Source organism: Saccharopolyspora aridisoli, from assembly GCF_004348445.1.
GTDB classification, from domain to species: domain Bacteria; phylum Actinomycetota; class Actinomycetes; order Mycobacteriales; family Pseudonocardiaceae; genus Saccharopolyspora; species Saccharopolyspora aridisoli.
Genome location: NZ_SMKV01000001.1, coordinates 311,212 through 317,519, shown reverse-complemented (window position 1 = coordinate 317,519; position 6,308 = coordinate 311,212). Strand labels below are relative to the sequence as shown.

General features: G+C 69.5%; 6 protein-coding genes. 1 reads left to right on the top strand and 5 read right to left on the bottom strand.

Going from position 1 to position 6,308, the window contains the following annotated elements; translation table 11 throughout:
* Window positions 1–303: 303 nt before the first annotated feature.
* Window positions 304–1,560 (bottom strand): aspartate aminotransferase family protein, encoded by a 1,257-nt coding sequence (locus E1161_RS01475; RefSeq protein ID WP_132618671.1) that lies wholly within the window; start codon window positions 1,558–1,560, stop codon window positions 304–306.
* A 144-nt stretch (window positions 1,561–1,704) separates the two neighbouring features.
* Here E1161_RS01475 and E1161_RS01470 point away from each other — a divergent pair, with 144 nt between their 5' ends.
* Entirely contained in the window at window positions 1,705–3,183 is a 1,479-nt protein-coding gene (locus E1161_RS01470) for an NAD-dependent succinate-semialdehyde dehydrogenase (protein WP_132618669.1), read from the top strand.
* Window positions 3,184–3,251: 68 nt separating this feature from the next.
* Here the strand turns inward: E1161_RS01470 and E1161_RS01465 are convergent, their stop codons facing one another.
* From E1161_RS01465 to E1161_RS01450, 4 genes are all read right to left on the bottom strand, one after another.
* Window positions 3,252–3,944 (bottom strand): GntR family transcriptional regulator, encoded by a 693-nt coding sequence (locus E1161_RS01465; RefSeq protein ID WP_408011922.1) that lies wholly within the window; start codon window positions 3,942–3,944, stop codon window positions 3,252–3,254.
* A gap of 39 nt (window positions 3,945–3,983) precedes the next feature.
* A complete protein-coding gene (locus E1161_RS01460) occupies window positions 3,984–4,706 on the bottom strand; it encodes a maleate cis-trans isomerase family protein (protein ID WP_132618665.1) in 723 nt (240 codons plus the stop codon).
* 152 nt (window positions 4,707–4,858) lie between these two features.
* Window positions 4,859–5,620: a maleate cis-trans isomerase family protein gene (locus E1161_RS01455; protein ID WP_132618663.1), complete on the bottom strand. Its 762-nt coding sequence runs from the start codon at window positions 5,618–5,620 to the stop codon at window positions 4,859–4,861.
* Window positions 5,610–6,128, bottom strand: coding sequence for a DUF3830 family protein (locus E1161_RS01450; protein WP_132618740.1), 519 nt, complete (start codon window positions 6,126–6,128; stop codon window positions 5,610–5,612). Before E1161_RS01450 ends, E1161_RS01455 begins: the two co-directional genes overlap by 11 nt.
* Window positions 6,129–6,308: the final 180 nt, after the last annotated feature.

The window sequence follows — 6,308 nt, the reverse complement described above, 5'->3', positions numbered from 1 at the left end:
CGTCCGGGTGGGGGTGGCGGCGCGGGGCGCCGTCCCTGAGGGGGCTGCGCGCCGCGGTAGTAGTCGTACCTGTCGCCGCCGCCCTGCGGCCTTCGCCTCGGCGGTCCGCCCGCCGACCAGTCGCTCATGCTCACACCTGCGTCGGTTTGTTGGCGACGCGTCCCGCACGCGCCGCTGGTGGCGTGCAGCATTGCAGAAGCACGTCGCGCAGGTGGCCGCCGCTATCGAACAGTAACCCGTGGACCAGCGTTCGTGCTGGTGGCGGGCCCGAGGAAGATCTCACACCCACCACCAGCGCGTTCTCTAGCGTGCCACGGCCGAGCGCACCGCGGTGGCCCACAGTTCGATCGCGGCGTCGACCTGTTCGGCGGTGACGATCAGCGGCGGGATCATGCGCACCACGTTGCCGTGCGGGCCGCAGGTCAGCAGCAGCAGCCCGGCCTCGGCAGCGGCGGCGTGAGCGCGGGTAGCGGTGGCGGTGTCCGGGGTGCCTTCGGGGGTGGTGAACTCGTTGCCCAGCATCAGCCCGAGCCCGCGGACGTCGCCGATGACCGGGTGGTCGGCGGCGACCTTGCGCAAGCCCTCGACCAGCCGCACGCCCTGCTCGGCTGCGTTGGCCACCAGGCCTTCCTGCTCCACCACGTCCAGGGTGGCCAGTGCCGCGGCGGCGGCCACGGCGTTGCCGCCGTAGGTGCCGCCCTGCGACCCGGGCCAGGCCTTGCTCATCAACTCCTCGCCCGCGGCGATCGCCGAGATCGGGAAACCGCTGGCCAGGCCCTTGGCGGTGATGAGGATGTCGGGGCGCACGCCGGCGTGGTCGTGGCCCCAGAAGCGGCCGGTGCGTCCGACACCGGTTTGCACCTCGTCGACGATGAGCAGGATTCCGTGGGCGTCGGCTCGCTGGCGCAGCCCGGCCAGGAACTCCGGGGGCGCGGGGATGTAGCCGCCTTCGCCGAGCACGGGCTCGATGATGATCGCGGCGGTGTCGCGCGGGGAGCTCTGGGTGACCAGCAGCTGGTCGAACTCCGCCAAGGCGCGGCGCACGGCCTCCTCGGTGCTGCACTGCTGGCGGTAGGGCTCGGGGAAGGGGGTGAACACCACTCCCGGCATCATCGGCCCGATCCCCGCGCGCACCTTGACCCCGGAGGAGGTCAGGGCGGCCGCGCCCATGGTGCGGCCGTGGAAACCACCCTGAAAGGCGATGATGTTGGCCTTCCCGGTGGCGTGTCGCGCCAACCGGACGGACGCTTCAACCGCTTCACTACCGGAGTTGACGTAGAAGAGGCGGTCCAGGCCTTCGGGCAGCACCTGGCCGAGCCGTTCGGTCAGGTCGAGCAGCGGTTTGTGCATCACCGTCGTGTACTGGCCGTGAATGAGGGTGCCCACTTGGCGCTGGGCGGCCTCGACCACGCGCGGGTGGCAGTGTCCGGTGCTGGTGACCCCGATGCCGGCGGTGAAGTCCAGGTAGCGGCGGTCGGACTCGTCGTAGAGGTAGACCCCTTCGCCGCGTGCGGCCAGCACCGGGGTCGCCTGCTTGAGCGCCGGGGAGAGCTCCGTCATGATCGACTCCAAGCGTGCAGACTGTAGGATTGTTGACAATCTAGCCAGTCATGCAACCATCGGCAACACTCGGTGTCCACCACCGAAGCGGACTAGGTTGGCAAACAAGCACATCCGTCGACACCCAGGAGGGTTCGCGCAGCGATGACCACCACCCCAACGCATCCCCGCGAGGCGACCGTCGTCGAGGCCGCCCCCAAGCAACTGCTCATCGCCGGCAAGTGGCGCGACGCCACCGGTGAACGCACCTTCGCCGTCGAAGACCCCGCCACCGGCGCCACCCTCTGCCACGTCGCCGACGCCTCCCCCGACGACGCCCTCGCCGCACTCGGTGCCGCCCACGACGCCCAAGCCGACTGGGCCGCCCACCCGCCCCGCGAACGCGGCGAGATCTTGCGCCGCGCCTACGAGACCATCATCGAGCGCCGCGAGGACCTCGCCCTGCTCATGACCCTCGAGATGGGCAAACCACTGCCCGAGGCCCGCGGCGAGGTCACCTACGCCGCGGAGTTCTTCCGCTGGTTCGCCGAAGAGGCCGTGCGGATCAGCGGCGACTACGCCGTGGCCCCCAACGGCTCCGGCCGGTTCCTGGTCACCCGCCAACCCGTGGGACCCGCCCTGCTGATCACCCCGTGGAACTTCCCCATGGCCATGGGCACCCGCAAGATCGGCCCCGCCATCGCCGCCGGCTGCACCTCGGTGATCAAACCCGCGCAGCAGACACCCCTGTCGATGCTGGCGCTGGCCGAGATCCTGCGCGAAGCCGGGCTTCCCGACGGCGTGCTCAACGTCGTCACCGCCAGCAACGCCGGCGGGGTCATGGAACCGATGATCCGCGACCCGCGCGCCCGCAAGCTGTCGTTCACCGGCTCCACCACCATCGGCCGCAAGCTCATCGAGCAGTCCGCCCAGCAGGTCCTCAAGGTCTCCCTCGAACTCGGCGGCAACGCACCGTTCCTGGTCTTCGACGACGCCGACCTCGACGCCGCCGTCGAAGGGGCCATGCAGGCCAAGATGCGCAACATCGGCGAAGCCTGCACCGCGGCCAACCGCTTCTACGTCCACGCCGACATCGCCCAGGCCTTCTCCGACAAGCTCGCCGAGCGCATGTCCGCGCTGACCATCGGACGCGGCGTCTCCGACGACATCCAGGTCGGCCCGCTCATCGACGCCAAGCAACTGGGCAAGGTCACCGACCTGGTCTCCGACGCCATCGCCCAAGGCGCCCAGGTCGTCACCGGCGGCGACCGGCACGGCGGCGACGGTTACTTCTACACCCCCACCGTGCTCACCGGCGTGCCCGAAGGCGCGCGCATGGCCAGCGAGGAGATCTTCGGGCCGGTCGCCCCGATCACCACCTTCACCGACGAGCGCGAAGCCATCGCCAAGGCCAACAACACCGAGTACGGCCTCGTCAGCTACCTGTTCACCCAGAACCTGCAACGCGGCCTGCGCGTCACCGAAGCGCTCGACACCGGCATGGTGGGCCTCAACCAGGGCATCGTGTCCAACCCGGCCGCCCCCTTCGGCGGGGTCAAGGCATCCGGGCTGGGCCGCGAAGGCGGCAAGGTCGGCATCGACGAGTTCCTGGAGACCAAGTACGTCTCCATCGGCGGCCTCTGACCGAGACGCACCAAGGACGTGGGGGGCTGGTTCCCGCGGGAACCAGCCCCCCACGTCGCGCGAGATCCCTACTCGGCGATCGAACCGCTGAGGCGTTCCAAAGCGTCGTTCATGTGCGCCTCCAGCCGCGCCAGCAGCAGCGCCTCGTCACCGGACTCCACCGCATCGACCAAGCCCTTGTGCTCATCGACCAGCGCCTGCACATCGGCGTGGTACTTGTCCTGCAACGCCGTCAGGCACATCCGCTTCTCCACCAGCAGCGTCTGCGCCATCCGCTGCAACCGGGCACTGCCCGACACCCGCACCAGCGTCTCGTGGAACTCCTGGTCGGCATCGGCCAGCTCGATGGCATCACCCTTGCCCGCCGCGGCCACCATCCGCGACTGCGCCGCGGTCAGCTCAGCGACCGCCTCCACCCGGTGATGCCGCACGATCTGCTCGCACGCCGCCCGCTCCACCGCCAGCCGCGCCAGGTAGATGTCGGCGACGTCCTCGGTGTGCAGGTCCATCACGAACAACCCGCGATGCGGCTCACTGCGCAATAACCCCTCGGCGACCAACCGCTGCATCGCCTCCCGCAGCGGACCCCGGCTCACCCCCAGCCGCGCCGCCAACTCCGCTTCCCCCAGCTGCGATCCCGGAGGCAGCGACCCGTACATGATCGCCGCGCGCAACTGGTCGGCCACGATCGCCGCGGTCGACTTGCGCTGCACCGGCTCCAGCTCACCGGGCTGCTGGTACTGCTCCTCGGTCCCGAGCACTGCGCTCACCATTTCCCTTTTCGCCGGAGACCACCGGGGTCACCGGCCCGTTCCGGTCCGGAACAGCGTTCCCAATCCCTCACGCGACGTGCCCGCACCGGCCAGTCGCAACGCCTCCCACGCGCTGACCTGGTTGGCGGTCAGCACCGGCTTGCCCAACAACTGCTCGATGTCCTCCAACCACGCCGCGGTGTGCAGCGCGGTGTCGGGCATCAGCAGCGCTTCGGCCCGGTCGTCGTCGTTGGCCGCGGCAAACGACAGCACCTCGTCGCGGCCCAGCGTGCCGACCTCGGCGGCGGTGACGATGCCCCTGCTGGACAGTCGCACCACCTCCAGGTCCCCGGCGCGCAGGAACTCCACGAAGTGCTCCGCCACATCAGCCGGGTACGTCGCGGCCACCGCGACCCGCCGCAACCCCAGCAGGGCGGCGGCGTGCACGAACGCGAACGACGTGCTCGACGTCGGCTTGCCGGTCACGGCTTGCAGCTTCTCCACCTGATTACGCGCTCCGGACCAGCCGAAGACGAAACTGCCCGAGGTGCACGCCCAGATCACCGAATCCACCTCGCCCAGCGCACGCGCGCCGTCGGCGAGCACCTGATCGGAACCCACGTCCAGCAGGGCATCGACCCGGTGGGCGTCCTCACGCATCAGCGTGTGCACCAGTGGCAGCCGGACGTCGTCTCCGAGCAGGCCCTCCAGGGTCGGGTAGTCGTCTTCGGCGCTGTAGCCGGGATACAGAATTCCTGCGGTGTGCGGCACCGGGGAGCTCCATCCTGTGCTCGACGTCCAACGGCCAACGACCCTGGGGATTCCCGCCCGGACACGCCGGAAACGAGGTGTCGATTGTTGACAATGTTACCGCAGGGTTGACGGCCGCCGGAACGTTCGTGATGTCATCTTTACCGCCCCGCTCATGCGGCCGGAGCGTCCACCGCCTGCATCAATCGCTGCTCGGCACCCACCGCCGCGAGCCCCAGCTCGCGCAACGCCGACCAGATCGTGACCTGGTTGGCCGTGAGGACCGGCTTTCCCAACTCCTGCTCCAACGGCCCGATCAGGTCGTAGGTCGGCAGGTTCGTGCACGAGATGAACATCGCCTCGGCCTCCGGGCGATCCGCGGCGCGCACGATCTCCACCACATCGCGGTACCCGGTCTTCCAGATCTGGCCGTGCAAACCCAGCCCGACGCTGGAGACCACCTCCACCCCGTGCTCACCCAGGAACGAGCACAAGCGGTCGGTGATGCTGACCACGTAGGGCGTCGCGATCGACACGCTGCCCACGCCCAGCACCTCCAGAGCCCGCACCAACCCACCGGAGGTGGTCACCGCCGCGGGCGCACCGGCATCGCGCATCACCTCCACCAGCCGCCGCTGCCCGCCGGCGCCGTCGACGAAACTCCCGGAGGTGCAGGCGTAGGCCACCACCTCCGGCTCGGGCACCAGCAGGTCACGGGTGGCCGCGTGCACCGCGGCCTCGTCGGAGACCAGGCTCGCCTGCTCGACGCTGACCGGCACCGGCACGAACGCGGTGCGCGTGAGGTGCAGCGACACCTCCTGCGGCGCCCAGCGCCACAGCTCGCGATCCAGCGCCAGGTCGAACGGGGCGATCACCCCGATCCCCCGCTGCCGCACCGGGCCGGACACCGCGCCGAGGAAGTCATCAAGTGGCATGCCGGCCCCCGATGGTTCCCTCGAAGCGCTCGTAGCGCAGGGTCTCGCCGACGCTGCCCGAACGCCACACGTCGTTGCAGGCCTCGGCCATCTCCGCCAGACCCTCCACGATCGTGGCGTAGACGTTGCCGGGAACCCAGCCCACGTCACCGTTGAGCAGCAGGTTGTTGCGCCCGTAGAAGATCGCCAGGTCGATCACCCCCGGCAGGTCCTCGATTCCCTTCTCCTGCTTGAACTCCCGGTCCAGCATGCCGCCGGGGAAGGAGAAGTAGACGACGTCGCCGGGGATCGGGGTCACCGTGGGGTTCTCCTGGCCAGGCTCGTCCTCGGCGAAGCGCGGCACCATCGTGTAGATCTCGTTGCGGGCGTACTTGGCGTGGTGCACCGGCCCGACCTGCGGCAGCGCGTTCCACACCGCCTCGCAGGTTCGGGGGGCGTCGGCGTCGAGCAGCTCCGCCACGCAGGACACACCGCGCTTCTCCAGCGTGATCGACAGGTACCTGGGCATCGTGATCCATTCATTCGCTGTGGCCATCTCGCACTCTCCCCGGGCCGACCTGCCGTCGCCAGTGGATTGTTGACAATCCTACGAACCGTTCCTAGCGTGTCAATGCCTCCAGCGACGCTCGTTCTCACCGCCCAGTGCTGGGGAAACACGCTCGTCATCGGCGTGGGAGACGCTCACCCG

Coding starts and splice junctions, on each gene's coding strand:
- E1161_RS01450 (WP_132618740.1), bottom strand. CDS start 6,128: ATGCCCAGGTACCTGTCGATCACGCTGGAGAAGCGCGGTGTGTCCTGC.
- E1161_RS01455 (WP_132618663.1), bottom strand. CDS start 5,620: ATGCCACTTGATGACTTCCTCGGCGCGGTGTCCGGCCCGGTGCGGCAG.
- E1161_RS01475 (WP_132618671.1), bottom strand. CDS start 1,560: ATGACGGAGCTCTCCCCGGCGCTCAAGCAGGCGACCCCGGTGCTGGCC.
- E1161_RS01470 (WP_132618669.1), top strand. CDS start 1,705: ATGACCACCACCCCAACGCATCCCCGCGAGGCGACCGTCGTCGAGGCC.